The following is a 23,677-nucleotide window of genomic DNA, read 5'->3' as shown; positions in this document are numbered from 1 at the left end:
TCCTTCTCAGACGCCCTTGGCCGGAAGTGGCGTTTTCTGCTTGAATTCGCAGAGGTCGGCGATCAGGCAGTTCCAGCATTGCGGCTTGCGCGCGATGCAGGTGTAGCGCCCATGCAGGATCAGCCAGTGATGCGCATCCTGGCGGAATTCCGGGGCGACGAACTTGATGAGCTTGCGCTCGACTTCGTCCACATCCTTGCCCGGTGCAATGCCGGTGCGGTTGGAGACGCGGAAGATGTGCGTATCCACCGCGATGGTGGGATGGCCGAAGGCCGTGTTGAGGACCACGTTGGCGGTCTTGCGGCCGACCCCCGGCAAGGCTTCCAGCGCCTCGCGCGACTCCGGTACCTCACCGCCGTGTTCCTCGATCAGGATGCGGCAGGTCTCGATGACGTTCTTGGCCTTGGTGCGATACAGCCCGATGGTCTGGATATAGGGCATGAGCTGGTCCACGCCCATGCGGTAGATGGCCTCGGGCGTGTTGGCCACCGGATAGAGCTTGCGCGTGGCCTTGTTCACCGACACATCGGTCGCCTGGGCTGACAGCAGCACGGCGATCAGCAGCTCGAACGGCGTGGTGTATTCCAGTTCGGTAGTGGGCGTGGGGTTGGCCTGGCGCAGGCGCTCGAAGATCTCGCGGCGTTTGGTCGGATTCATGGTTGTGGGCTGTCGGGCTGGGGGCTGGCTTGTTCGGCTTGCAGTTTCTTCAGGCGCGCGCGTTCCATGGCGGCCTGGATGATGGCTTTCTTGCGGGCCAGTTCGGCTTGTTCCTCGGGCGTGCCGGCCGCCGCTGCTTCCACTTCCTTGAGCTTGGCCGCAGCCTTGGCGGCCAGGCGGGCATCGTTTTCTTCCTTCTCGCGCTGCAGGCGCAGGGTGCGCCAGTCATGGCGCGCGCGGGCGGCATCGGCTTGTTCCTGGCTCCAGGCTTGCCAGCCGGTGCGCCCCGGCGTGGCCTCGACCATGCTGATGCAATCGACCGGGCAGGGGGCCACGCACAGGTCGCAGCCGGTACAGAGCGATTCGATCACCGTATGCATCTGCTTGGCCGCACCGGCAATCGCATCGACCGGGCAGGCCTGGATGCAGAGCGTGCAGCCGATGCAGATGGCTTCATCGATCAGCGCCAGGCGGCGTGGCTGTTCGCTGCCGTTGGCGGGATTGAGCGGGATCACCGGTTTGCCCAGCAGTTGCGCCAGCCGTGCCACGCCTTCCTGGCCACCGGGCGGGCACTGGTTATAGGAAGCAAGCCCCTCGGCCATGGCCTCGGCATAGGGACGGCAGGCCGGGTAGCCACATTTGGTGCATTGGGTTTGCGGCAGCAGGTCTTCGAGGCGGTCGGCCAGGGTGGCAGAGGCGGTGGTGGCGGATGGCGGCACGGCGGTCAGGCAATTCAACGGGACAAGGGCGCTATTATCCGGCCAAACCGCCGTCAAGTCATGCCGCAGCCACAAAGCAAAACGGCACCACCGTGGAGACGGGGTGCCGTTTTGCCGCAACGCGCTGCGTTACGCGTTGGCGCGGATGAATTCGCCGATCTTCGGGCAGACGATTTCGCGCCAGCGGCGGCCCGAGAAGATGCCGTAGTGGCCTGCCTTGGGCACCGTGAAATGCTGCTTGCGTGTCTTCGGGATGCTGCTGCACAGTTCCTGCGCCGCCTGGGTCTGGCCGGAACCGGAGATGTCATCGAGCTCGCCTTCGATGGTGAACAGGGCGACCGACTTGATGTCCTGCGGGCGCACCAGCTTGCCTTCGATTTCCCAGGTGCCACGGGCCAGGTTGAAGTCCTGGAACACCACCTTGATGGTCTCCAGGTAGAACTCGGCCGGCATGTCCAGCACGGCGTTGTACTCGTCGTAGAACTTGCGGTGCTCTTCGGCGGAGGCATCGTCGCCATCGCGCAGGTGCATGTAGAAATCCCAGTGGCTCTGGGCGTGGCGACGCGGGTTCATGGCCACGAAGCCGGCATGCTGCAGGAAGCCGGGATAGACCTTTCGGCCGAAGCCGGGGTAGTTGGCCGGCACGCTGTAGATCACCGTGTTTTCGAACCAGGAGAAGGGCTTTTCGGTCGCCAGGTCGTTGACGGCGGTGGGCGACTTGCGGGCATCGATGGGACCGCCCATCATGGTCATGCTCTTGGGCAGCTTGGGATCGTTGGCGCTGGCCATGAGCGAAATGGCCGCCAGCACCGGCACGGTGGGCTGGCAGACGGAAATGACGTGCACGTCCGGGCCCAGGGTGCGGATGAAGTCCTGCACGTAATAAACATAATCGTGCAGGTGGAATTCACCGGCTTCGACCGGCACCATGCGGGCGTCGGTCCAGTCGGTGATGAAGACGTCATGTTCCTGCAGCAGCGCGCGCACGGTCTCGCGCAGCAGGGTGGAGTGGTGGCCGGACAGGGGCGCCACCACCAGCACCGTAGGCTGCTTCAGGGCGGTGCTCTGGCGCGCCGACAGGTCCTTCTTGAAATGGATCAGGCGACAGAAGGGCTTCTCTTCGACCACTTCCTCGGTGATGCCGACCGGCTTGCCGTCCACGGGCACTTCGCCGATGTTGAAGAGGGGCTTCTCGTATTCCTTGGAAAGGCGATACAGCAACTCGTAGCCGGCGGCGATACGTTGCGAGAAAGGGGTGTGGGCGAGCGGGGAAACCGGGTCCGAGAACAGTTTGGCCGAGGTTTCGGCCCATTGCATCATGGGGTTCAGGAACGCGCGATTGAGTTCATGCAGTTGATAAAGCATAGCTGACCTTTATACAAGCACCGGCTGGCTTTCCCGTCCGGATGGATAACCCGGACCAGGTGCGCAGCAAGCATGTGCCACAAACGTTTGGCGACGATCATCGGCTGACAGACTTCATATTATGTCTACTCTGTCAACTTTTTCCTTGTTGCGACGCGGTAGCATAGCACGCTTTGCCTTACGCCCCGCTTGCTGGTCAGACCAGTGGTGCGGGCCCCACAGGTTTCTGCAAAAACCTTCATAAACAAAAAGCCCCCGTACCGGACGGGGGCTCTGCAGGCCGCTTGCAGCGGCACGGGTGGTCAGGCGACGGAAAATCAGTCGAAGACCGGGCTTTCCACGCCCAGGATCTTGTGCAGCTTGGGCGAGGTGGTGGTGTACTGCATGTGGATCTTCTTTTCCGGGAAGATGTAGGGCGCAGCGCCGAAGGCGGCCAGCGCGGCTTCGTGGAAGCCCGACAGGATCAGCTTCTTCTTGCCCGGATAGGTGTTGATGTCGCCCACGGCGAAGATGCCCGGGACGTTGGTCTCGAACTTCTCGGTATCCATCACCTTCAGTTGCTTGCGTTCGATCTCCAGGCCCCACTCGGCGATCGGGCCCAGCTTGGGCGACAGGCCGAAGAACACCAGCAGCATGTCCAGCGGCAGGCGGCGGGTAACGCCGTCAGCGCCCGTAACCTTGACTTCGGACAGCTTGCCATCCTTGATCTCGGTGCCGGTGACTTGGCCGATGACCAGCTGCATCTCATACTGTTCGCACAGTTCCTTCATCTTGGCCACGGACGCGGGTGCGGCGCGGAATTCTTCACGGCGGTGCAGCAGGATCACCGATTCAGCCTTGCCCACGAAGTTCAGGGCCCAGTCCAGGGCGGAGTCGCCGCCGCCGCAGATGACGATGTTCTTGCCTTCGAACAGGGCCGGGTCCTTGACGCGGTAGAACACCTGCGAACCTTCGAACTGCTCGATGCCTTCGACCTTCAGGGTGCGCGGCTGGAACGAGCCCACGCCGGCCGCGATGAAGATGGTCTTGGTGATGAACTTGGTGCCGGTGGAGGTTTCGACGTCGAAACGGCCATCTTCGCGCTTGTTCACCAGGGTCACTTCCTGGCCCAGGTGGAAGGTCGGCGAGAAGGGCTCGATCTGCTTCAGCAGGTTGTCGGTCAGTTCCTGGCCGGTGCACACGGGCACGGCCGGGATGTCATAGATGGGCTTGTCCGGATACAGTTCCACGCACTGGCCGCCGACCACCGGCAGCGAATCGATCACGTGCGCCTTGATTTCCAGCAGGCCGAGTTCGAACACCTGGAACAGGCCGACCGGGCCGGCGCCGATGATGACGGCGTCGGCATCGATGACACCGTTGACTGCCGCAGTCTGGACATTGTTTTCCATGATTTTCTTGATATTCCTGTTTCAGTAGATCAGATCAGTAGAGCAGCTTTTCCCTCTTGCGCTGGGCGCTGGCTGGCGGCGGGGCCGCTGGCGGGGGAGAGGCCAGGTAAATGCGATGCGAAATGCTTGCCGAGAGCGCCACAGGACGGTAAGGCAGCGGGCAGTTCGGCCCGGCCATGAGGCTCTCAGGGGTATTGCTGGCGGCCAAATGCAAACGGCTGCGCATCTGGCGTGGCGATGAAACTGCCGGGCTGGATGCGCAACCGCCATGGCTGGCCGGGACAGGCCCGGCCAGCTTGATTCTTCGCAGGAATCAGCGCTGCAGGTATTGCAGCTTGTCGGTCTTGTCCTTCCATTCCTCGGCTTCCGGCAGCGGTGCCTTGGTCTTGGTGATGGAGGGCCAGCTGCGGGACAGATCGGCGTTCAGGGCGATGTATTGCTGCTGGTCGGCCGGCACGTCTTCTTCCGCGTAGATCGCATTGACCGGGCACTCGGCCACGCAGACGGCGCAGTCGATGCACTCGTCCGGGTCAATCGCGAGGAAATTGGGGCCTTCGCGGAAACAATCCACCGGGCAAACATCCACGCAATCCGTATAGCGGCAACGGACGCAGGAATCGGTGACAACGTGGGTCATAACTGTCCTATCTGTAAAATTTCTTCAAACCGATGGCTAACTGCGCCGCAATTGATGGCAATATGGCACGGTTAAAATCATGTTGCGGCTGGTCAACCTGTGGTTGAGGTGCTTGGGCCGGCATCCGGCGTCTTGTGAACGCTGTCGTGAAGGACTCTGGAAGCCTCTCATGATGCTGCTGCGCAACCCGCCGCAAAGCCTTGTATTTTAAGGTAATTCGATTTTTCCCACAAATGAGGCTTATACAGATTACGTATAAGTAAATAAACAAGCTCGCGATAAGCCCAGCCGCCGCCAGGGTCTTGTGGCCTGCGGTTCCAGCCCATGGAGCCAGGTCCGCCGGCATGGCGCCGCTTGTCGCACATCACCAGAAGGAAGTCCCGGCGTGAACGCTGCAGGCCCCCAGTCCTCCCCCCGATTCCGTCTTTCGCTGCTGCCGGCCTTGCTCGGTGCGCTGGCAGTGGCCATGTCCCTTGCGCTGCCCGTGGGCGCTGTCGCCGCCGAGCCGATCCGCATCGGCGAGATCAACAGCCAGGGGCGAGCCTCCACCGCCGGCCAGGCCTATCGCAATGGTTTGTCGCTGGCGCTGGAGCAGATCAACGAGTCCGGCGGCATCCATGGCCGGCCCTTGCAGCTCATCAGCCGCGACGACCAGGGCGATGCCGACCAGGCCGCCCGCAATGCCCGCGAACTGGTCAGCAAGGAGCATGTGGAGGTGCTGACCGGCACCATGCTCTCCGATGTGGCCCTGGCCGTGGCGCGCGAAGCCGCGCGCAGCAAGACCGTGCTGGTGGTGGGCGATGCCCTGTCCGATGCGGTCACGCTGGACAAGGGCAATCGCTACACCTTCCGCGTGCGTCCCTCGACCTACATGCTGGCCGCGATGCTGGCCGAGCAGGCTGCACGCATGCCCGGGCGGCGCTGGGCCATGGTGGCGCCCAACTATGAATATGGCCAGAGCGCCGTAGCCAGTTTCAAGATGCTGTTGAAGCAGGCGCGTCCGGATGTGGAGTTCGTCAGCGACCAGTGGCCGGCCATGGGCAAGATCAAGGCCGACGATGTGGCGCGGGCGATCCGCCAGTCGCGTCCGGACGCCATCTTCAATGCCACCTTCGGCGAGGACCTGCAGAAGTTCGTGCAGGCCGGCAATCGCCAGCAGTTGTTTGCCGGCGTGCGGGTGGTGTCGATGAGCTCGGCCGGTGCGCAGAGCCTCGATCCCAGCCAGAGTGAAGCCATTCGCGACTGGGTGGCCGTGGGCTACCCGTGGGACCAGATCAATACGCCGGAGCACCAGCGCTTCCTGGAAGCCTATCTGAAGAAATTCAGCGAACGTCCGCAACTGTCGGCGGTGCTGGGTTACAGCACCATGATGGCCATTGCCGGCGGCCTGAAGAAGAGCGAAGGCGGGGATGGCGAAGTGCTGCTGGAATCCCTGCGTGGCCTGCACTGGTCCTCGCCGCTGGGTGAGTTGAGCTTCCGCGCGCTGGACCAGCAATCCACGATGGGTGCCTTCATCGGCCTGGTCTCCCAGAAGGACGGGCGCAGCACCATGCGCGAATGGCGCTACCTCGATGGTACGGCCTACCTGCCGCCGCCGACCTATGTGCGTGGACGCCGTCCGGCTTCGGCGGGCAAGTAATCCGGTCCTGCGCCGCCCCAGGCCTTGTCAAAGCCCCCTCATGGCAGGGGGCTTTGCTTTGTGCGATCTCGGTTAAGATAGCGGTCGCGACGCTTCAGGGCGTGGCCAACGCATGACGCGGCGCGCTCCGGGGCAGCCCTCATGCACGTGGACCATCAACATGGCAGCATGCGGCATGTCCGCATCCGGACTTCATGATCATCACATCCTTACTCGATACCGACCTGTACAAATTCACGATGATGCAGGTGGTCCTGCATCACTTCCCCGGCGCGCAGGTCGAATACAAGTTCAAATGCCGCAACGAGCACATCGACCTGACACCCTATGTCGACGAGATTCGCGCCGAGATTGCCGCACTGTGCCGCCTGCGTTTCAAGGAAGATGAACTGAATTACCTGCGCGGCCTGCGCTTCATCAAGAGCGACTTCGTCGACTTCCTCGACCTGTTCCACCTGAACGAAAAATACATCACGGTCCAGCCTGATCCGGCCGGCAATGGCGAGATCGAGATCCAGGTGAAGGGGCCGTGGCTGCACACCATCATGTTCGAAGTGCCGGTGCTGGCCATCGTCAATGAAGTGTATTTCCGCGCGACCCAGCGCTCGCCCGATCTGGAAGAGGGCAGGGCGCGCCTGCGCAAGAAGATGTCGGTCATCACCGATGATGCCGAACTGGCCGGCTGCAAGATCGCCGATTACGGCACCCGCCGCCGCTTCTCGCGCAGCTGGCATGCCGAGGTCATCGACGAGATGAAGCAGCATATGGGGGACCACTTCGCCGGTACCTCCAACGTGATGTACGCCATGCAGCATGACCTGACCCCGCTGGGCACCATGGCGCATGAATACCTGCAGGCCTGCCAGGCACTGGGTCCGCGCCTGCGTGATTCGCAGACGTTCGCCTTCGAGATGTGGGCGCGCGAGTATCGCGGCGACCTGGGCATCACGCTCTCGGACGTTTATGGCATGGATGCCTTCCTGCGCGACTACGACATGTATTTCTGCAAGCTCTTCGACGGCGCGCGCCATGATTCGGGCGATCCGTTTGAATGGGGCGAGCGCCTGATCCAGCATTACCGTGACAACCGTGTCGATCCGTCCAGCAAGGTGCTGGTGTTCTCCGACAGCCTGGACTTCGACAAGGTGCGTGCGCTCTACCTGCGCTTCAAGGATCGCGCCAAGGTGGCCTTTGGCGTCGGTACCAATCTCACCAATGACCTGGGCTACACGCCCCTGCAGGTGGTCATGAAGATGGTCCGCTGCAATGGCCAGCCGGTGGCCAAGCTGTCCGATACGCCTTCCAAGAACATGTGCGATGACCCGGCCTATGTGAATTATCTGCGCCAGGTGTTCCAGATCAAGGCCTGACGGAGACGGAGTGATGCGGCATCGGGGAGGCGGGGCTTGAAGAAGCCGATGTTGTTCCGTCGGGTACGGACGCTGCGGTTGAGCCGCAAGATCAGCCATCGGGGCTTCCCCCGCCTGTTCATGCTGCTGCTCATCACGCTCGCCGCCAGTCTCGGATTGCTCGCCTCCGCATGGATGCTGCGGCATGGCTGGCACAACATGGGGCTGCGCTATGGGCTGGCCTGCCTGGTGGCGTATCCGGGTTTCCTGTTGATGCTGTCGGTCTGGCTGTGGCTGCTGCGGCGGCGTGACCGGCGCAGGGCGCTGGCCGGGACCGGGGTGGCGGCCAGCGCGGGCGCGCAGTTCGCGTCAGGCGTGCAGCCGGAGCAGGACGGGCGCAACCGCCGCAATGACGGCTCCGGAATCGACGCCGGTTTCGTCGGCGATATACCCCTCAATATTTCTCTGTCCAAGTCTGCGCAACAGTGGCAGGGCGGTGGTGGCAGCTTCGACGGCGGCGGGGCCAGCGCCAATGTGGATTTCAGTCTTGCTGACGGGGGCGATGCGGCGGGCCTGGCGGACGGCATCGACCTGGGCGAAGCACTGGGCTTGTTGATCTTCGCAGTGTCGGTGGTCTCGCTCATCGCTGCCGCGCTGTATTCCGTCGTCACCATGCTGGGCATGGCCCCCGTGCTGTTTTCCGAACTGATCTTCGACGCATTGCTGGCGGCCGGGCTGTATCGGCGCTTCGGCTACCGTACCGATCGCCACTGGCTGGAGACGGCCGTGCAGCGCACCTGGCGACCCTTCCTCGCGGTCCTGCTGCTGGTGAGCGCGAGCGGACTGTTGCTGTCCTTGATATGGCCCGATGCAGTCACGCTTGGTGAGGTGTGGCGCCAGCTGCGCAGTTGACGCAGGGGCATGCATACTTGAAATTTTTTCGCATGCCCGGCTTTCGCTTCGGGCGCGCTCGCGTGGCTGGTATAGTGTGGCTCCCTCTGGCCGCAGATTCTCGCGTGACGGCCGCCACCTCTATTTGCCATCAGGACCTTCATTTGCAGATCAGAGCTCTCACAATTCGTCTCTCCGCAATCCTGGCATCGATGCTGCCCGCCGTTTCCCAAGCCGCCGATCTGGACGGTGCCGGACTGTCCCTGGCCTGGGCCTTGCCGTTCGCGGGCGTTCTGCTGTCCATTGCCGTACTGCCGCTTCTGGCCCCGGCCATGTGGCATCACCATTTCGGCAAGATCGCCGGGGCCTGGGCGCTGGCCTTCCTGCTGCCGTTTGCGGCCCTGCATGGTGCGCATGCGGCCCTGGCCATCAGCGTGCATGCGCTGGTGGCGGAATATCTTCCCTTCATCATCCTGCTGACCGCGCTCTTCACCGTGGCTGGTGGCATCTGCGTACGCGGCAACCTGCATGGCACGCCCGCGCTCAATACCGGACTGCTGGCACTGGGCACCTTGCTGGCCAGCGTCATGGGCACGACCGGCGCCGCCATGCTGTTGATCCGCCCGCTCATCCGCGCCAACGATGACCGCAAGCACTCGGTCCACGTCGTGGTGTTCTTCATCTTCCTGGTTGCCAATGCAGGCGGCTCACTGACGCCGCTGGGCGATCCGCCGTTGTTCCTGGGCTTCCTCAAGGGCGTGGATTTCTTCTGGACCGCGCGCCATCTGCTGGGGCCGATGGCCTTCCTGTGCGGTGCGCTGCTGCTGATCTTCTATCTGCTGGATCGCCATTTCTATCTCAACCGCGAAGAGCGCCGCCCGCTCGATCCCACGCCGGACTCGGCGCTGCGGCTGGAAGGCAAGTTCAATTTCCTGCTGCTGGGCGCAGTGGTCGGTCTGGTACTGATGAGCGGCTTGTGGAAACCTGGCGTGGCGACCGAGGTGCTGGGCACGCCGCTGGAGTGGCAGAACCTGCTGCGCGATGGCGCGCTGCTGGGCGTGATCCTGCTGTCGCTGTGGCTCACGCCCACATCTGCCCGCGCTGGCAATGACTTCGGCTGGGGGCCCATGCTGGAAGTGGGCAAGCTTTTTGCCGCCATCTTCCTGACCATCGCCCCGGTGATCGCCATGCTGCGGGCGGGCGAGCAGGGCGCGTTTGCCGCCGTGGTGCACGCCGTGACCGGGCCGGACGGCAAACCGGACGACGTGATGTATTTCTGGATGACAGGCGTGCTGTCTTCCTTCCTCGACAATGCGCCGACCTATCTGGTGTTCTTCAACACTGCCTCCGGCGATGCGCGGGAACTGATGGGGCCGCTGGCCTCGACGCTGGCGGCCATCTCCGCCGGCGCCGTCTTCATGGGGGCCAACAGCTATATCGGCAACGCGCCCAACATGATGGTCAAGGCCATCGCCGAAGAGCGCGGCATCCGCATGCCCAGCTTCTTCGGCTACATGGCGTGGTCGGTGGGCATCCTGGTGCCGCTGTTCATCGTCATGAGCTTCCTGTTCTTCTGAGTGCTACCCCCGCTTTCTTCCGATAACGAAACCGAGACCACGAGACCCGCATGAAACCCAAGATCTTCGTCGCCCGCGCCGTCTTCCCTGAAGTCCTGGCGCGCCTGGAGCAGCATTTCGAGGTCGAATCCAACCAGGATGACCGCATCTACAGCGCCGATGAGCTGCTGGCCAAGGCCAATGGCAAGGATGGCCTCTTCACCACCCCGAGCGAGCCGGTGACGGCCGCGCTCTTCGCCGCCAATCCGCAACTGAAGGCGGTCTGCAACATGGCCGTGGGCTACAACAACATCGATGTTGCTGCCGCTACAAAAGCCGGCGTCATGGCCACCAACACGCCCGACGTGCTCAATGAAACCACCGCCGACTTCGGCTGGGCCCTGATGATGGCGGCTGCGCGCCGCATCACAGAATCCGAGCACTTCCTGCGCGCCGGCAAGTGGAAGAAGTGGAGCTATGACAGCTTCGTCGGCCCCGACATCCATGGAGCCACCCTGGGCATCATCGGCATGGGCCGCATCGGCCAGGCCATCGCCCGCCGTTCGCTGGGCTTCGACATGCAGGTGCTGTACCACAACCGTTCGCGCCTGGCACCCGAGCTGGAAGCGCGCGCCAACAACGCCCGCTACGTCAGCAAGGAAGAGCTGCTGCAACAGGCCGACCACGTCGTGCTGGTGCTGCCTTACTCGAAGGACACGCACCACACCATCGCCGCCCCCGAGCTGGCGCTGATGAAGCCGACCGCCACGCTCACCAACATCGCGCGCGGCGGCATCGTCGATGATGCAGCGCTGATCGCCGCCCTGCGTGAAGGCCGTATTGCTGCCGCCGGGGTGGATGTGTTCGAGAATGAACCTTCGTTCAAGCCGGAATTCCTCGGTTTGAGCAACGTTGTGCTGACCCCGCACATCGCCAGCGCCTCCACGCCCACGCGCCTGGCCATGGCCAACCGTGCGGCTGACAACCTGATCGCGGCGCTGTCGGGCCAGCGTCCGCCCAACCTGCTCAATCCGGACGTGGCGGCACGCTGATTCGCCGCGCCTGCTGAAGCATCAAACAAAACGGGCGCACCTGAGACCAGGTGCGCCCGTTTCTTCATCGACAGGCGGCGGGCATCCGGGGATGCCGCCGTCATGCCCGCATCAACCCTTCAATTCATTGAAGATGTCGATGTATTCCTGCTGCGCTTCGGCTTGCGGCTTGCCCTTGAGGGCGGCCCAGGCGTCGAACTTGGCGCGGGCCACGAAGTCGGTCATGCCGGGGCGCTCGCCCTGCACGTCGCCGTTGCTGCCCTGCTTGTAGAGGCCATACATCTTCAGCAGGGTCATGTTGTCGGGACGCTCGGGCAGGCTCTTGGATTCTGCGACCGCGGCTTCGAACTGTTCTTGCAGGGTACTCATGTCTCTCCTCCCTCGGGCTCAGACGGCCAGCAGTTCGACTTCGAAGATCAGGGTGGCATTCGGGGGGATCACGCCGCCCGCGCCACGGGCACCGTAGCCCAGGCCTGCCGGGATGATCAGCTTGCGGGTGCCGCCGACCTTCATGCCTTGCACGCCTTCATCCCAACCCTTGATGACGTGGCCAGCGCCCAGCGGGAAGGCGAACGGGTCATTGCGGTCCTTGCTGGAATCGAACTTGCTGCCGGCGGTGCCGTCCGTGTTCTGCAGCCAGCCGGTGTAATGCACGGTGACGTGGCTGCCGGCCTTGGCTTCATCGCCAGCGCCAACGTTGATTTCTTCATATTGCAGCCCGGAAGCTGTGGTGATGATGGACATCGGTTTCCTTTCGGTGAGGGGATCGGTTGGCGGCCGCATGGCCAGATTCCTGACGACTGCTGACCATGCAAAATGCTTCATGGAAACATTGCGTGTGCCAGGCCGTGCATCAGACGTCGCAGGTGCGCTGCGACTGGTGTTCAGGCCGCCCCGGTGGCGTCATGCGACCGGATCGGCAGGCAGTGTAAACCAAAAATCTAGAAATTTTTCATATTGCTTCAGTGGGCTGTCAGCGGGATCGTTGCAGCGAGCGTTAAGAGCCGAGGACGTGCTCCAGGGGCTGCTCTGGCACGATAGATCAGGCATTTTTGAGTAAAGTTCTTCATGTTGCGTCGATTCAGCCAACTTTTATCCCTTTCCCTGCGCGCCGCCTGTGTCTCGGCCGTGTTGGCCTGTATGGCCGCCCCGGCCCATGCCAATGTCGTCGTGGTACTCAACTCCGGTGACGCTTCGGTATCGCTGCTGGACGAAACCGGCGAGAAGGAGTTGTCGACCTTCTCGGTGGGCAAGGAGCCGCACCACCTGATGGCCACGCCGGACAACAAGTCCTTGATCGTGGCCAGCGCCACCGGCAACCAGTTGCTCTTCCTCGATCCCAAGACCGGTGCTGTGCAGCGCAAGCTGCGCGACATCATCGATCCCTACCAGATCGGCTTCACGCCCGACCAGAAGTGGTTCGTTGCCACCGGCCTGCGTCTGGACCGGGTCGATGTCTACAGTTACGACGGCCAGGACCTGAAGCTGTCCAAGCGCATCCCGCTGGCCAAGACCCCCAGCCACATCGCCTTCGACAACGCCAGCACCACCGCCTTCATCACCCAGCAGGGCAGCGACCAGATCAGCGCCATCGACCTCGCCACCCAGCAGGTCAAGTGGACCATGCCGGTAGGCAAGCTGCCGGCCGGCATCATCATGACCCCCGACAACAAGTACCTGATGGTCGGCATCATGGGCAGCGACTACGTCGAAGTGATCGACTGGCGCACCCAGAAGATGGTCAAGAAGATCAAGACCGGCATCGGTGCCCACAACTTCCGTGGTCAGGGCGACAAGCGCTACGTCTACGTCTCCAACCGCGTGGCCAACACCATCAGCGTGGTCGATATGACCACTTTGGAGAATGTCGGCACCATCAAGGTCCCCGGCGGCCCGGACTGCATGGAAGTGACCGCCGATGGCAAGACCATGTGGGCCACCCTGCGCTGGAGCAAGAAGGTCGCCGTGATCGACCTGGAAACCCGCTCGGTGACCAAGGTGATTCCGGTAGGCCGCTCGCCGCACGGCATCTACCTGTACAACCGCGCGCCGGATCTGTAATGGCGGACGCATCGTGGAGGACCTGCCGATGACGTTGCGTCCTTTGAAACCCTCCCTGCGCGGCCTGTGCCTGTTCGCCATCCTGGCGGCCGGCCAGGCCGTTGCGCAATCGGCGGCGCCGGAAGCACCCGCCTGCAAGGGCAGGATCTACCTCACCTTCGATACCGGCAGCCAGTCCCAGGCCGAACTCATCGAGCAGACCCTGCAGCGCCACCACATCAAGGCTACTTTCTTCCTCGCCAACGAGAAGACCATCCACGGCGACTATTCCCTGGATCCTGCCTGGGCACCGCTGTGGAAGCGGCTGGTGGCCGAAGGGCACGCCTTCGGCACCCATACCTTCGACCACGTCTACGTGGTGCGCGACCTGCCCGAGGGCAAGATCGAGGTACGTCCGCAGTTCGGGGCGCAAGCCGGCAAGAAGCTGCAATGGACGCCGGCCCAGTATTGCGAGGAAATGAAGCGTGTCGATCAACGCTTCCAGCAACTGACCGGCCACAAGCTTGATCCGCTCTGGCGTGCGCCCGGTGGCCGACTGACCCACAACCTGCTCAAGGCCGGCGAAGCCTGCGGCTATGCCCATGTGGCCTGGGCCCCCGCTGGTTTCTCGGGCGATGAACTGCCCAGCGACAAATTCCCCAACGAGATGCTGTTGAAGAAAGCCCTGGACGGACTCAAGGATGGTGATATCTTCCTGGCCCATATGGGTATCTGGTCGCGCCAGGATCCGTGGGCGCCAGCCGTGCTGGAGCCGCTCATCAGCGGGCTGGAGCAGAAGGGGTTCTGCTTTGCCACGCTGCGCGAGCATCCGTCCTACCGCCACCTGTTCGCTGCCGGGAAGGAACACTGACCCCGGACACCAGTCCAAACCGGCGCCGGCCCAGGGGAGGGGAGCTGCCGCCGCCACCGTCACACCGAATCAACGCTATCCATGATCCAGACCATTTCCGACCTCTTTGCCACCGTCCAGGGCTGGCTCTTCGAAACCCTGGTGCAACCACTGGTGTTCTTCATCGGCATGGGGGAATTCGTCGAAGAAGCTTTCACCGGCACTGAATTCGTCCTGGTAGGCATCTGTGAGCTGGTGATCCTGTTCCTGATCCTGCGCCCGCTGGAGTCTGCCATCCCGGTGCATCCCATCACCGACCCGCGCGCCCGCTGGAACGATTTCATCTACACCGTGCTGCAGCGCCTGGGCATCATCCCCATCATCGCCTTCCTGCTGCTCGATCCGGCGCTTTCGTATCTTTCCGAAGCCCTGCACCTGGAAGGCTGGGGCACCTTCAACCTCGACCAGGTCTGGCCCGGCGTGACCGACCGCGCGCTGGTGAGCTTCCTGCTCTACATGGTGGTGCTGGACCTGTGTGAATACATCTACCACTGGGCCCAGCACAACGTGCGCTGGATGTGGGCGCTGCACAGCCTGCACCACAGCCAGCAGAACATGAACCTGTGGAGCGACGACCGCAACCACATGCTGGACAACCTGGTGCACGACATCATCTTCGGTCTGATTGCCGTCCTGATCGGCGTGGAACCCTCGCAATACATTCTGCTGGTGTCGCTCTCGCGCATGCTGCAAAGCCTGCAGCATGCCAACGTGCGCATCCACTTCGGCCGCCTGGGCGAATACCTGCTGGTGTCGCCGCGCTTTCACCGCACCCATCACGCCATCGGGCTGGGCCATGAAAGCCGGGGCCGCAATTCGCTGGGCGGACACAACTTCGCGGTGCTGTTCCCGATCTGGGATGTGCTCTTCCGCACCGCCCACTTCAGCCAGGGCTTCGCCATGACCGGCGTGCGCGACCAGCTGCCGCCGCCGGCCGGCAAGGGACGCGACTACGGACGCGGCTTCTGGGCGCAGCAATGGCTGGGTTTGAAACGCCTGGTCGAATTCACCCGCAGGAAGCCCCGCTGATGCGCCTGTTCATCGCTTCCTTCGGGCGTGCCCTGCTGGCGCAATTGCATATCCGCATGTTGTGGCTGACAGTGCTGCCCTTCGTCGTGTCGCTGGGCTTGTGGGCGGTTTGCCTGTGGCTGGGGCTGCAACCCATCATCGACTGGCTGCAGGGCTACTTCGTCTCGCACGGCATGTTCGGCGAGATCGGTGGCATGCTGGCCTGGTTCGGCATGGGGGCGCTCAAAACGGTATTGGTACCCTTGCTGGCCATGTGGACGCTGCTGCCGCTGATGATCCTGACGGCGCTGGTGTTCGTCGGCTTGTTCACCATCCCTGCCATCGCCCGTCACATCGGCATGCGCCACTATCCCATGCTGGACAAGCGCCACGGCGGCAGCGTGGCCGGCAGCCTGTGGACCTCGCTGTGGTGCTTCGCCGTCTTCACGGTGCTGTGGCTGGCCACGATCTGGGTATTCCTGATCCCGCCGCTGGCCTTCGTCATTCACTCGCTGCTGTGGGGCTGGCTGACTTATCGCGTGATGGCCTATGACACCCTGGCCGACTACGCCAGCACCGAAGAACGGCGTGCCGTCCTGCACCTGCATCGCTGGCCGCTGCTGGCCGTGGGCACCATCGCCGGTGCGCTCGGTGCGGCACCGACGCTGCTGTGGCTGGGCGGGGTGCTGTCGGTGATCCTGCTGCCGGCGCTGGCGGCGGTGGCGATCTGGCTGTACGTCGTGGTGTTCGTCTTCACCGGCTTGTGGTTCCAGTTCTATTGCCTGGAAGCGCTGCTGCGTTATCGCAGCGGCCAGGCACCCGATGGTCCTGCCGACACCAACGTCATCGACGTGACGCCACGTTGACGCCGGTTTGATGGTCCCTGCCCGAGACGAACCCGGGGCAGGGCAATCCGTCCCGGCCCGAATCGGGCATAATCGCCGCAATGTTTCATCAACCTATCGGGCAGACAGACTCATGGCATTCGGACTCATCATCATCGGCGACGAGATCCTCTCGGGCCGCCGCATCGACAAGCATTTCCCCAAGGTCCTGGAGCTGCTCAGCCAGCGCGGACTGCAACTGTCCTGGGCCGAGTACCTCGGCGACGACCCCGAGCGCATCACCGCCACCCTCAAGCGCACTCTTGCCACTGGCGACGTGGTGTTTTGCACCGGCGGCATCGGCGCCACCCCTGACGACCACACCCGCCAGTGCGCGGCCGCTGCACTGGGCGTGCCGCTGGTGCTGCATCCAGAAGCCAAGGATAAGATCCAGGAGCGCATCGCCGACATGGCCCGCGAAGCCGGGACCACGCCCGACTTCAACGCAGCGGACAACCTGCACCGCCTCAAGATGGGCGAATTCCCGCAGGGCGCCTCCATCATCCCCAACCCCTACAACAAGATCCCCGGTTTCTGGCTCAAGAACACCAGCGGCACCGGTGCCCATTACTTTGCGCCGGGCTTCCCGGTGATGGCCTGGCCGATGTTCGAGTGGGTGCTGGAGACCCATTACGCCGACCAGTTCCACCGCCAGGCCTGGGCCGAGCGCTCCATGCTGGTGTTTGAAGCGATGGAGTCGACCCTGACCCCGCTGATGGAAGCCATCGAAGCGCAATTCCCGCTGGTGAAGGTGTTCAGCCTGCCGCACGTGGGCGACGACAAGACCCGCCGCCACATCGACCTGGGCGTCAAGGGTGACCCGGCCCAGGTGGAACCGGCTTTCGAGAAGATGCAGGAAGGTCTGCGCGCGCTGCACGCCGAGTATCAGATCAGCAACTGAGGCCGCTGCCGGCGTTGGCGCAGGTCAAAAAAAATGCCCCGGCCAGACCGGGGCATTCATTTCTGCGGGAGAACCCGGAGATTACTTCTTGGTTGCGCGGGTCACCTTGGCGCCGGCCTGGGAGATCTGGTCCACGGCGTTGGTCACGTTGGCTTCCAGCACTTCAGCGGCTTGCTTGGCGTTCTTGGTGAACTGCTCGTAGCCTGCGCTCAGGTTACCGATGGTGGACTTCAGGATCGAGATGGCTTGCTCGGAACCGGCCGGTGCATTCTTGGCGGCTTCGTCGATCAGTGCCACGACCTTGCGGTTGACTTCGGCGATCTGGGCTTCGGCAGCCTTGGTCAGTTCAGCCTGGGTGCTGGAGAAGATGCCGCTCAGGTGACGGCCGTAGGCCACCGACTTTTCCAGCGTCGGCTGGGCGTGCGAGCTGGTCAGGGTGAAGAATTCCTGCGGATCCTTGGCCGAGAACAGCTTTTGCGCAGCAGCCTGGGTTTCTTCGAGCGAGGACTTGGCAGCCTTCAGGTTCAGGTCCACCAGTTTTTCCACGCCTTCAAAGGTCTTGCTGGCCAGCTGGTTGAACAGGGCGATTTGCGCTTCAGCGTTGGCTTTGGCAGCGGCGGAAAATTGCTCGGTGTAGGTCGTCATGTTGAAACATCCTTCTCGTTGATGGGTTGATGAACAAGGCAGCGACAGTGATTGCTTACGGACCGATCAGTGTTGACAGGTGGATCTCCGATGTAATTTCTTCTTTGAATATGATGCGATGCACAAGGCGGATTCTAGTTCAATCGTGCATAAAGTCAAACGTTTCAATGCACGGGAATCATAAAAAGCGCTTCAAAATTGATCCAAGTCTAATCAAGGACTTAGCGCTGTTTTGGGAATTTTCTGAAAAGAGATGTCATTCCGGATGAGCTTTTGCATTGCAGCATCAAAAGCAGTTATCGTTGCGGGTCGCGCAATCGTTTGCGCTGCGCAGCAAAGCGTTTTGTTGCAATGCGGCAATCATTTCAACGTAATGGAAAATCAATGTGAAAGCGTACTACAGTGATCACTTCGTTTTACCCCTGCCACCGGGCCACCGCTTCCCGATGGTGAAGTACCGGATGATCCGGGAGGGGGCTGCGGCTGCCGTGCCGGATCTGGACTTTCACGAGGCTCAGCCCGCCAGCGACGGCGAACTGGCGCTGGCCCACCATCCGGACTATATCGCCCGCGCCAGTGCCGGCCAACTGACCGCCGCCGAACAGCGCGAGATCGGCTTCCCTTGGTCGCCGCAGATGGTAGAACGCTCGCGCCGCTCTTCCGGTGCCACCATTGCCGCCTGCCGCGCCGCCTTCAGCGAGGGAATCGCGATTAACCTGGCCGGCGGTACGCATCACGCCTACGCCGATCATGGTGCAGGTTTTTGCGTCTTCAACGACGCCGCCATCGCGGCCCGGCTGATGCAGGCGGAACGCCGTGCGGCGCGGGTGGCCATCGTCGATCTGGATGTGCATCAGGGCAACGGCACCGCTTCCATCCTGGCGCGTGATGATTCAGTGTTCACCTTGTCGCTGCACGGAGAGAACAATTATCCTTTCGAGAAAGAGCAGAGCGACCTCGACGTGGCCTTGCCAGATGGCGTGGGGGATGCCGATTACCTGCAAGCTCTGCGCGACGCCCTGCACACCCTGCAGCAGCGTTTCGCCCCGCAGTTGCTGATCTATCTGGCCGGGGCCGACCCGCATGAGGGCGACCGCCTGGGCAAGATGAAGCTGACCCTGGGCGGACTGGCGGCCCGCGACGAGACGGTCTTCGGCTATGCCCGCGAGCATAAAATCCCGGTTGCGGTTACGATGGCGGGCGGTTACGGACGAGATATCGAACAGACCGTCGCCGTACACATACAAACGATAAGACTCGCCAGCCTCCACGCTGCCCGCTGGAGCGCACGTTGAGATGACCCGGGCAGCACCCCCGTGCGCCCGCTGATGGAAAAGAAATGATGCAATCCGCCGCCGGTGCCCGCCGGCCTCGCCAGCTCCTGATGAGCCTGGTGCCTTTGTTGTTCGTGCTGATCTGGAGTACCGGCTTCATCGTGGCCAAGTTCGGCCTGCCGTATGCGCCGCCGTTGACGTTCCTGCTGCTGCGCTTCACCGGGGTGCTGGTGGTCCTGCTGCCGCTGGTGCTGTTGTTCCGCGCCCCCTGGCCGCACGGCCGCATCCGCCATGTGGCGGTGGCCGGTGTGCTGCTGCAGGCTGGTTACCTGGCCGGGGTCTGGTGCGCCATCAAGATCGGCATGCCGGCCGGCTTGTCGGCCCTGATCGTCGGGCTGCAACCCATCCTCACCGCCTTCGCCGCCCCCTTGCTGGGCGAATCGGTGAAGGGCCGGCAGTGGATTGGCCTGGCGCTGGGCCTGTGCGGGGTAGGGCTGGTGGTGGCCAACAAGATTTCACTGATTGGCCTGTCCACTGCCAGCATCGCGCTGTGCGTCTTTGCCTTGCTGTGCATCACGGCCGGTACGCTGTACCAGAAGCGTTATTGCGCCCACTTCGATTTGCGCACCGGCACGGCGATCCAGTTCATGGCTTCCATCGTCGTCGTCTTGCCCTTTGCCGTGGCCGTCGAAGGACTGGACTGGCAGTTGAGCAACGTCCATTGGACACCGCAATTCATCGGCGCACTGCTGTGGTCGGTGCTGGCGCTGTCGATTGGCGCGATCTTCCTGCTGTTTGCGCTGATCCGGCGCAGTGCTGCCACCAGCGTCACCAGTCTGCTGTACCTGACGCCGCCGACCACGGCCGTCATGGCCTGGCTGATGTTTGGTGAAGCGTTCAGCCTCATCGGTGCGCTGGGCATGCTGGTAGGCGTGATCGGCGTGGCCTTCGTGGTGCGCAAGTAATCCATTGCGGTGTGGTGACGTTCTTCAGCCGGGCGTCATCGCGCCCGGCATCAGCGTCACCAGCTTCAGGTCGGGTCGGTTGGCCACGCGGAAATTGACCTGACGGTACAGCAGTTCCCCCAGCTGCGGATGCTGGAAGCGGCGCTCGCCGCCTTCACGTTCGATCACATCCTGCAGGTGCCAGGCCCGCTGGAAAAGCGGGCTGGCGGCCGACAATTCCTCCACCAGCCCCAGCAGTTCCGGATCATCCAGCAGGCTGGCGCTATCGGCGCGGAATTCGGCCACCAGCCGCCGCGCCCGTTGTTCCCATTCCACCGTCAATGATTGCGCGGCCGCGCTGCTGAACATGAAGCGCAGCAGGTTGGGCGGTTTTTCCTTGCCATCCAGCCACCCTGCAAAGAGCTTGCGCGCGGCCGGATTCCAGGCCACGGCATTCCAATAGCGGTCCAGCAAATAGGCCGGGGCGCGGAACTGGCTGACCACTTCCAGGATTTCCGGCGCCACCGCGGTGGCGGCCTGCTGCTCCGGCAACACCGGATCTTTCTTTCCCGCCAATTCAAACAGATAGGCCCGTTTGGCACGCGGCAGGTGCAGCGCATCGGCGATGCGCGCCAGCGCCTGGGGCGAAACCGAATCCGTGCGCCCCTGTTCGATCCAGGTGTACCACGTCACGCTGATGCCGCACAGTTGCGCCACTTCCTCACGCCGCAGGCCGGGCGTGCGGCGTCGCCCATGGGCCAGATGCGGCAGGCCGGCCTGGGCCGGTGCGGTCTGTTCGCGCTGGGATTTGAGGAAGTCGCCAAGGGCGCGGCGGGCGAGGTCGGGTTCCATGAAGGCGGGCAGGGTGGTGGTCGGGGTAATAGTATAAATGCTTCACTTGTAACAGGATAAGAATTCGCTAGACTGGCGTTTCCTTCACAGCACTGCTGTCTTTTCCTTCATATCGCCCCGGAGCCCCGCCATGCGCAGCCATCAGCAAGTCGTCACCGAACAGTTCGGCAGTACCGCCGCCGCCTACCTCACCAGCAGCGTCCATGCCCAGGGAGCCGACCTGCAGGAGCTGGCGCAGATCGCCGCCTCCATCCCCGGTGCACGCGTGCTGGATCTCGGCTGCGGTGGCGGCCACGCCAGTTTCGCCGTGGCACCGGTGGTGGAGAAGGTGATTGCCTATGACTTGTCTGAAGAGATGCTGAAGGTGGTGGCGACTGCCGCCGCCGGACGCGGTCTCGGCAACCTTGCCGTGCGCCAGGGCAGTGCCGGCCGGCTGGATTTTCCTGATGCCAGCTTCGACCTGATCTGCACGCGCTTTTCGGCCCACCATTGGCGTCAGTTGCCGCAGGCCTTGAATGAAGTATTTCGCGTGCTCAAGCCGGGCGGGCGTTTCATCGTCATCGACACCGCCGCGCCGGCGGATGTCCTGGCGGACACCTATGTGCAGGCCATCGAATTGTTGCGCGATACTTCACACGTACGCAATGTCAGCCTGAACTCCTGGCGCAAGCTGCTGCGCGGCGCCGGCTTTGCCATCGCCAGCGACAAGACCTGGAAGCTGCGCCTGGAATTCGATTCCTGGGTGGCCCGGATGCGTACTCCGCAAGACAGCATCACTGCCATTCGTGCCCTGTGGCAGGCTGCGCCCGGCGAGGTGAAGGAGTATTTCGACCTCGACGCGGCTTGTTCCTTCTCCATCGACGTGGCCATGCTGGACGCCCGCAAACCTTGACCGGCCAGTGCCGGTGCCTGCGAATCGGGCCAATGGAAACGCCCCGTCCCCCGCCCTTGAAGGCAGGAGACGGGGCGTCAACGATATGTGACACTGCCTCGTTATCATTTCACTTTGGATTATGGTAAAGCGAACATCTGGGGTCAGTATTGCCGTCTGTTATCGTGATTGTGACCGAAAGCTGACAGCTAGACTGGTAATATGCCGTGTCGTTGGCCTGGGTTTTGCTTGAGAAAATTCGAAAAACATCGAGCAGCCACCCGGCAAATTTGCAGTGAATCCCGAAAAAGTGTGGGGCACCGGATCGGGCGCGGAGATAGAAACGCGTTTAAAAAAATGCGCTAACGTCTTAATTCTCTTGCGAAAAATCTGCATTTTGCTACACTGCCGACGTTTCTCTTGTGTACTTTCAGGGTAAATTGGGGGGAGTTCCACCTATGATCAAATCAGCGCTGGCCATTTTCACATCACTTCTGTTCATCCACGCTGGTTTGGCTCCTGCCGCTGCCCAGACGGTCAACAATGCCGCCAAGAAAGCGCCGGCCAAGAAAGTCGTGGCCAAACGCCCGGCCCAGGCCGTCAGCAAGACGGTGGCCAAAGGCTCCCTGAACAACCGCGAAAAACTGGTCCGCAAGGTCAGCGTGGTCAAGGGCAAGCGTCACATCAGCTACCAGCGCGTCTCGGCCGCGCCGTCCATTCCGGTGGTGCCGCCGGTGATGACCGCCGGTGATCTGGCCGGCCTCAATCTCACCCCTGATCCGGTCGGACTGCGCTCCAACGTGGCGCTGGTGATCGACCAGGCCAGTTCGCAAGTGCTGTTCGAGAAGAATTCTTCAGTTGCGCTCCCCATTGCCTCGGTCACCAAGCTGATGACCGCGCTGGTGGTTGTCGAAGCGCGCCTGAACATGGAAGAAACCCTGACCGTCACCGATGACGACGTCGACCGCGAAAAGCACAGCAGCTCGCGCCTGCGCGTGGGCGCGACCCTGAGCCGCGATGACATGCTGCACATCGCCCTGATGAGCTCCGAAAACCGTGCTGCCTCCGCGCTGGGCCGCAACTACCCGGGTGGCCTGCCGGCCTTCGTGGCGGCCATGAACGCCAAGGCCCGTTCGCTGGGCATGACCGATACCCGCTATGTCGATTCGACCGGCCTGTCCAGCCAGAACGTGGCCAGCGCCCGTGACCTGGCCAAGCTGGTGGTGGCGGCGTACAACTATCCGATCATCCGCCAGTACTCCACCGATCCTAAGTACATGGTCGAGCCCAGCGGCCATGCCATGCAGTACAACAGCTCCAATCGCCTGACCTCCAACAAGGAGTGGGATATTGGCCTGCAGAAGACCGGTTTCATCAACGAAGCCGGCCACTGCCTGGTCATGTATACCCGTATCGAAGGCCGTCCCATCGTGATGGTGTTCCTCGACTCCAAGGGCCGCCTGTCGCATGTGGGCGATGCCGCGCGCATGCGCAAGTGGCTGGTGGAAGACCAGCCCAACCTGACCCGCGTGAAGATGGTGCGGGCGGACGAGGGTTGATTCTTTCTTCATCTGCTTCACCGGCTGCAAATAAAAAGCGAACCTGATGGTTCGCTTTTTTAATGCCCGTCGTTTGCCATGCAAGCTTTGTGATCACGCCTGAGTGTCCGAAACGCTTGTATCAATTCAATATTTCAACAATAATTGAAATGTTGAATTAACAGGAGAAGCGTATGGAAACCGGCCCCGTCATTGCGGCCTTGGCGGCCCTGGCCCAGGAATCGCGACTGGCGATCTTCCGTCATCTGGTGCAAGTCGGGCCCGCGGGCAGCGCCGCCAGCAAGATCGGCGAGGCCTTGGCCATCGCACCGTCCTCGCTTTCCTTCCATATGAAGGAACTGTCGCACGCCGGACTGGTGACTTCCCGCCAGGAGGGGCGCTTCGTCATCTACGCGGCCGATTATTCCCGCATGAATGAAGTCTTGCGCTTCCTGACCGACAACTGCTGCGGCGGCAATCCCTGTACGCCCGTTGCCGCCTGCTGCGAACCCTCCAGCGGCATCGCTGGAGCGGCGGCCAAACCGTGTTGAGCC

At 62.6% G+C, this 23,677-nt stretch carries 24 protein-coding genes; 15 read left to right on the top strand and 9 right to left on the bottom strand.

What is annotated here, in order from left to right; translation table 11 throughout:
* Positions 1 to 6: 6 nt before the first annotated feature.
* The 5 genes from nth to fdxA form a co-directional block, all read right to left on the bottom strand.
* Positions 7 to 657, bottom strand: coding sequence for an endonuclease III (nth, locus tag J2X56_RS12220; protein ID WP_039787592.1), 651 nt, complete (start codon positions 655 to 657; stop codon positions 7 to 9).
* Positions 654 to 1,376, bottom strand: coding sequence for an electron transport complex subunit RsxB (gene rsxB / locus J2X56_RS12215; RefSeq protein WP_034341160.1), 723 nt, complete (start codon positions 1,374 to 1,376; stop codon positions 654 to 656). Before rsxB ends, nth begins: the two co-directional genes overlap by 4 nt.
* 129 nt (positions 1,377 to 1,505) lie before the next feature.
* Positions 1,506 to 2,741, bottom strand: coding sequence for a polyhydroxyalkanoate depolymerase (locus J2X56_RS12210; protein WP_121038817.1), 1,236 nt, complete (start codon positions 2,739 to 2,741; stop codon positions 1,506 to 1,508).
* Positions 2,742 to 3,058: 317 nt separating this feature from the next.
* Positions 3,059 to 4,132 carry an NAD(P)/FAD-dependent oxidoreductase gene (locus J2X56_RS12205; RefSeq protein WP_039787591.1) on the bottom strand — a complete coding sequence of 358 codons (1,074 nt, stop codon included), beginning with the start codon at positions 4,130 to 4,132 and terminating at the stop codon, positions 3,059 to 3,061.
* Positions 4,133 to 4,445: 313 nt separating this feature from the next.
* Positions 4,446 to 4,769, bottom strand: coding sequence for a ferredoxin FdxA (gene fdxA, locus J2X56_RS12200; protein ID WP_039787587.1), 324 nt, complete (start codon positions 4,767 to 4,769; stop codon positions 4,446 to 4,448).
* Positions 4,770 to 5,235: 466 nt separating this feature from the next.
* Between fdxA and J2X56_RS12195 the strand changes: the two genes are divergently transcribed.
* The 5 genes from J2X56_RS12195 to J2X56_RS12175 all read left to right on the top strand — a co-directional run bounded on the left by J2X56_RS12195 (position 5,236) and on the right by J2X56_RS12175 (position 11,256).
* Positions 5,236 to 6,408 carry an ABC transporter substrate-binding protein gene (locus J2X56_RS12195; RefSeq protein ID WP_134135336.1) on the top strand — a complete coding sequence of 391 codons (1,173 nt, stop codon included), beginning with the start codon at positions 5,236 to 5,238 and terminating at the stop codon, positions 6,406 to 6,408.
* Between the two features lie 194 nt (positions 6,409 to 6,602).
* Positions 6,603 to 7,778 (top strand): nicotinate phosphoribosyltransferase, encoded by a 1,176-nt coding sequence (gene pncB, locus J2X56_RS12190; RefSeq protein ID WP_034340811.1) that lies wholly within the window; start codon positions 6,603 to 6,605, stop codon positions 7,776 to 7,778.
* Between the two features lie 78 nt (positions 7,779 to 7,856).
* Positions 7,857 to 8,669, top strand: a complete 813-nt coding sequence (locus J2X56_RS12185) for a hypothetical protein (protein ID WP_245202157.1) — start codon at positions 7,857 to 7,859, stop codon at positions 8,667 to 8,669.
* A 191-nt stretch (positions 8,670 to 8,860) separates the two neighbouring features.
* Positions 8,861 to 10,225 carry a sodium:proton antiporter gene (locus J2X56_RS12180; protein WP_199725010.1) on the top strand — a complete coding sequence of 455 codons (1,365 nt, stop codon included), beginning with the start codon at positions 8,861 to 8,863 and terminating at the stop codon, positions 10,223 to 10,225.
* A gap of 50 nt (positions 10,226 to 10,275) precedes the next feature.
* Complete coding sequence (locus J2X56_RS12175) at positions 10,276 to 11,256, top strand: D-glycerate dehydrogenase (protein ID WP_310160545.1); 981 nt, start codon at positions 10,276 to 10,278, stop codon at positions 11,254 to 11,256.
* A gap of 111 nt (positions 11,257 to 11,367) precedes the next feature.
* Here J2X56_RS12175 and J2X56_RS12170 read toward each other — a convergent pair whose 3' ends face one another.
* Together J2X56_RS12170 and J2X56_RS12165 are read right to left on the bottom strand one after the other, a co-directional pair.
* Positions 11,368 to 11,625, bottom strand: a complete 258-nt coding sequence (locus J2X56_RS12170; RefSeq protein ID WP_034340818.1) for an acyl-CoA-binding protein — start codon at positions 11,623 to 11,625, stop codon at positions 11,368 to 11,370.
* A gap of 18 nt (positions 11,626 to 11,643) precedes the next feature.
* Complete coding sequence (locus J2X56_RS12165; RefSeq protein ID WP_039787583.1) at positions 11,644 to 12,000, bottom strand: FKBP-type peptidyl-prolyl cis-trans isomerase; 357 nt, start codon at positions 11,998 to 12,000, stop codon at positions 11,644 to 11,646.
* A 324-nt stretch (positions 12,001 to 12,324) separates the two neighbouring features.
* On the opposite strand from J2X56_RS12165, the gene J2X56_RS12160 reads away from it, so the two are divergent.
* The 5 genes from J2X56_RS12160 (at position 12,325) to J2X56_RS12140 (ending at position 16,999) form a co-directional block, all read left to right on the top strand.
* Positions 12,325 to 13,317 carry a cytochrome D1 domain-containing protein gene (locus J2X56_RS12160; RefSeq protein WP_134134945.1) on the top strand — a complete coding sequence of 331 codons (993 nt, stop codon included), beginning with the start codon at positions 12,325 to 12,327 and terminating at the stop codon, positions 13,315 to 13,317.
* 28 nt (positions 13,318 to 13,345) lie between these two features.
* Positions 13,346 to 14,167, top strand: coding sequence for a polysaccharide deacetylase family protein (locus J2X56_RS12155; protein WP_134134947.1), 822 nt, complete (start codon positions 13,346 to 13,348; stop codon positions 14,165 to 14,167).
* A gap of 81 nt (positions 14,168 to 14,248) precedes the next feature.
* Positions 14,249 to 15,235 carry a sterol desaturase family protein gene (locus J2X56_RS12150; RefSeq protein ID WP_034340837.1) on the top strand — a complete coding sequence of 329 codons (987 nt, stop codon included), beginning with the start codon at positions 14,249 to 14,251 and terminating at the stop codon, positions 15,233 to 15,235.
* Positions 15,235 to 16,080 (top strand): EI24 domain-containing protein, encoded by an 846-nt coding sequence (locus J2X56_RS12145; RefSeq protein WP_121038840.1) that lies wholly within the window; start codon positions 15,235 to 15,237, stop codon positions 16,078 to 16,080. The genes J2X56_RS12150 and J2X56_RS12145 overlap by 1 nt, the downstream gene beginning before the upstream one ends.
* A 112-nt stretch (positions 16,081 to 16,192) precedes the next feature.
* Complete coding sequence (locus J2X56_RS12140) at positions 16,193 to 16,999, top strand: molybdopterin-binding protein (RefSeq protein ID WP_121038843.1); 807 nt, start codon at positions 16,193 to 16,195, stop codon at positions 16,997 to 16,999.
* 81 nt (positions 17,000 to 17,080) lie between these two features.
* Here the strand turns inward: J2X56_RS12140 and J2X56_RS12135 are convergent, their stop codons facing one another.
* Positions 17,081 to 17,644 carry a phasin family protein gene (locus tag J2X56_RS12135; protein WP_145603080.1) on the bottom strand — a complete coding sequence of 188 codons (564 nt, stop codon included), beginning with the start codon at positions 17,642 to 17,644 and terminating at the stop codon, positions 17,081 to 17,083.
* Positions 17,645 to 18,090: 446 nt separating this feature from the next.
* Between J2X56_RS12135 and J2X56_RS12130 the strand changes: the two genes are divergently transcribed.
* Positions 18,091 to 18,939 (top strand): histone deacetylase, encoded by an 849-nt coding sequence (locus J2X56_RS12130; RefSeq protein WP_409025217.1) that lies wholly within the window; start codon positions 18,091 to 18,093, stop codon positions 18,937 to 18,939.
* Positions 18,940 to 18,983: 44 nt separating this feature from the next.
* Complete coding sequence (locus J2X56_RS12125) at positions 18,984 to 19,883, top strand: DMT family transporter (protein WP_039790411.1); 900 nt, start codon at positions 18,984 to 18,986, stop codon at positions 19,881 to 19,883.
* Positions 19,884 to 19,907: 24 nt separating this feature from the next.
* Here J2X56_RS12125 and J2X56_RS12120 read toward each other — a convergent pair whose 3' ends face one another.
* Complete coding sequence (locus J2X56_RS12120; protein WP_134134955.1) at positions 19,908 to 20,714, bottom strand: helix-turn-helix transcriptional regulator; 807 nt, start codon at positions 20,712 to 20,714, stop codon at positions 19,908 to 19,910.
* A 130-nt stretch (positions 20,715 to 20,844) separates the two neighbouring features.
* On the opposite strand from J2X56_RS12120, the gene J2X56_RS12115 reads away from it, so the two are divergent.
* From J2X56_RS12115 to J2X56_RS12105, 3 genes are all read left to right on the top strand, one after another.
* Positions 20,845 to 21,606 (top strand): methyltransferase domain-containing protein, encoded by a 762-nt coding sequence (locus tag J2X56_RS12115; RefSeq protein WP_204725232.1) that lies wholly within the window; start codon positions 20,845 to 20,847, stop codon positions 21,604 to 21,606.
* Between the two features lie 437 nt (positions 21,607 to 22,043).
* Positions 22,044 to 23,144, top strand: a complete 1,101-nt coding sequence (gene pbpG / locus J2X56_RS12110; RefSeq protein ID WP_121038858.1) for a D-alanyl-D-alanine endopeptidase — start codon at positions 22,044 to 22,046, stop codon at positions 23,142 to 23,144.
* A gap of 173 nt (positions 23,145 to 23,317) precedes the next feature.
* Entirely contained in the window at positions 23,318 to 23,674 is a 357-nt protein-coding gene (locus J2X56_RS12105; RefSeq protein WP_121038861.1) for a helix-turn-helix transcriptional regulator, read from the top strand.
* The last annotated feature ends 3 nt before the right edge of the window (positions 23,675 to 23,677 follow it).

Origin of the sequence: Herbaspirillum sp. 1173 (assembly GCF_031455335.1) — a bacterium.
Classification (GTDB): domain Bacteria; phylum Pseudomonadota; class Gammaproteobacteria; order Burkholderiales; family Burkholderiaceae_D; genus Herbaspirillum; species Herbaspirillum huttiense.
Note: the sequence above shows the minus strand (reverse complement) of the source record. Positions and strands in the feature narration are given on the sequence as shown.

What these genes read in the sequence shown, in the direction of transcription:
- nth (WP_039787592.1), bottom strand. Translation starts at nt 657, where the DNA reads ATGAATCCGACCAAACGCCGCGAGATCTTCGAGCGCCTGCGCCAGGCC.
- J2X56_RS12210 (WP_121038817.1), bottom strand. Translation starts at nt 2,741, where the DNA reads ATGCTTTATCAACTGCATGAACTCAATCGCGCGTTCCTGAACCCCATG.
- J2X56_RS12205 (WP_039787591.1), bottom strand. Translation starts at nt 4,132, where the DNA reads ATGGAAAACAATGTCCAGACTGCGGCAGTCAACGGTGTCATCGATGCC.
- fdxA (WP_039787587.1), bottom strand. Translation starts at nt 4,769, where the DNA reads ATGACCCACGTTGTCACCGATTCCTGCGTCCGTTGCCGCTATACGGAT.
- J2X56_RS12195 (WP_134135336.1), top strand. Translation starts at nt 5,236, where the DNA reads ATGTCCCTTGCGCTGCCCGTGGGCGCTGTCGCCGCCGAGCCGATCCGC.
- pncB (WP_034340811.1), top strand. Translation starts at nt 6,603, where the DNA reads ATGATCATCACATCCTTACTCGATACCGACCTGTACAAATTCACGATG.
- J2X56_RS12180 (WP_199725010.1), top strand. Translation starts at nt 8,861, where the DNA reads ATGCTGCCCGCCGTTTCCCAAGCCGCCGATCTGGACGGTGCCGGACTG.
- J2X56_RS12175 (WP_310160545.1), top strand. Translation starts at nt 10,276, where the DNA reads ATGAAACCCAAGATCTTCGTCGCCCGCGCCGTCTTCCCTGAAGTCCTG.
- J2X56_RS12170 (WP_034340818.1), bottom strand. Translation starts at nt 11,625, where the DNA reads ATGAGTACCCTGCAAGAACAGTTCGAAGCCGCGGTCGCAGAATCCAAG.
- J2X56_RS12165 (WP_039787583.1), bottom strand. Translation starts at nt 12,000, where the DNA reads ATGTCCATCATCACCACAGCTTCCGGGCTGCAATATGAAGAAATCAAC.
- J2X56_RS12160 (WP_134134945.1), top strand. Translation starts at nt 12,325, where the DNA reads ATGTTGCGTCGATTCAGCCAACTTTTATCCCTTTCCCTGCGCGCCGCC.
- J2X56_RS12155 (WP_134134947.1), top strand. Translation starts at nt 13,346, where the DNA reads ATGACGTTGCGTCCTTTGAAACCCTCCCTGCGCGGCCTGTGCCTGTTC.
- J2X56_RS12150 (WP_034340837.1), top strand. Translation starts at nt 14,249, where the DNA reads ATGATCCAGACCATTTCCGACCTCTTTGCCACCGTCCAGGGCTGGCTC.
- J2X56_RS12145 (WP_121038840.1), top strand. Translation starts at nt 15,235, where the DNA reads ATGCGCCTGTTCATCGCTTCCTTCGGGCGTGCCCTGCTGGCGCAATTG.
- J2X56_RS12140 (WP_121038843.1), top strand. Translation starts at nt 16,193, where the DNA reads ATGGCATTCGGACTCATCATCATCGGCGACGAGATCCTCTCGGGCCGC.
- J2X56_RS12135 (WP_145603080.1), bottom strand. Translation starts at nt 17,644, where the DNA reads ATGACGACCTACACCGAGCAATTTTCCGCCGCTGCCAAAGCCAACGCT.
- J2X56_RS12130 (WP_409025217.1), top strand. Translation starts at nt 18,091, where the DNA reads ATGGTGAAGTACCGGATGATCCGGGAGGGGGCTGCGGCTGCCGTGCCG.
- J2X56_RS12125 (WP_039790411.1), top strand. Translation starts at nt 18,984, where the DNA reads ATGATGCAATCCGCCGCCGGTGCCCGCCGGCCTCGCCAGCTCCTGATG.
- J2X56_RS12120 (WP_134134955.1), bottom strand. Translation starts at nt 20,714, where the DNA reads ATGGAACCCGACCTCGCCCGCCGCGCCCTTGGCGACTTCCTCAAATCC.
- J2X56_RS12115 (WP_204725232.1), top strand. Translation starts at nt 20,845, where the DNA reads ATGCGCAGCCATCAGCAAGTCGTCACCGAACAGTTCGGCAGTACCGCC.
- pbpG (WP_121038858.1), top strand. Translation starts at nt 22,044, where the DNA reads ATGATCAAATCAGCGCTGGCCATTTTCACATCACTTCTGTTCATCCAC.
- J2X56_RS12105 (WP_121038861.1), top strand. Translation starts at nt 23,318, where the DNA reads ATGGAAACCGGCCCCGTCATTGCGGCCTTGGCGGCCCTGGCCCAGGAA.